The 898-nt window shown below is 71.3% G+C and carries 1 protein-coding gene; it reads right to left on the reverse strand.

Annotated elements, in window-relative coordinates; genetic code table 11:
• A partial coding sequence (locus NKJ12_RS32080) for a condensation domain-containing protein (protein WP_352707720.1) occupies positions 1 to 898 on the reverse strand: 898 nt, incomplete at both ends.

Consider the following 898-nt stretch of genomic DNA (forward strand, 5'->3'; position numbering starts at 1 on the left):
TCACACCGAGCCCGATCAGATGATGCGCCAGCCGGTTGGCTCGCGCGTTGAGCTCGCCATAGCTCAGGCGCTCGTCCTCATGGACTACCGCCAAAGCCTCCGGCGCCTGGCGCACCTGCGCCTCGAACAGCTCGTGGACGCACCGCTGCGACGGATAGGCCGCCGCCGTCCGGTTCAGATCCTCCAGCAGATAGGTGCGCTCGGCGGCCGGCAGGATATCCAGCTCCCGCACCGGCCTGTCGGGCGCCCGCTCCAGCGCCTCCGCCAATTGCTCGAGCACGTGCTGCATGTAGCCGCAGACCCGATCCGCAGACACCGGCTCCACCACCTGCGCCGTCAGGCCGAGCGCCTCGCCATAATCCTCCACCGACAGGGTCAGCGGATAGTTGGTGCGCTCCTCCCCGCCCAGCCATTCCACCCCGGACAGACCATCATCCGTGCCGGAGCCGGCCATGGCCGCCGGCGTGTTGTGACGGTAGTTCAACAGCGCACCGAACAGCGGCGCCGGCGCCGCAACGCCGCTGCAGCGTTGCGCCAGCGCCAGCGAGGCATGCTCGTGCGCCAGCAGCTCGGAAAGCCGCGCATGCGTGGTCCGCACGCTCGCCGCGACCCCGGTTCCGTCCAGGTCAAGCCGCACAGGCAGGGTGTTGATGAACAGGCCCAGCGCCCGGTCGGCGCCCGCACCCGCATGCATGCGGCCGAACAGCACCGTGCCGAACACCACCTGCTCTCGCCCGCTGCTGCGCGCCACCACCTGACCCCAAGCCAGATGGCACAGGCTGGCCAGGCTCACCCCCAGCCGCCGCGCCTGCTCCCGCAGCCGATCGTTGAGCGCCTGCGGCAGCATCCGCCGCGCCTCGCCGACCCCGCTGCCGTCGCCGCGCACCTCGCCCAGCCC

Origin of the sequence: Mesorhizobium sp. M0195 (assembly GCF_040322115.1) — a bacterium.
Lineage (GTDB): Bacteria > Pseudomonadota > Alphaproteobacteria > Rhizobiales > Rhizobiaceae > Mesorhizobium.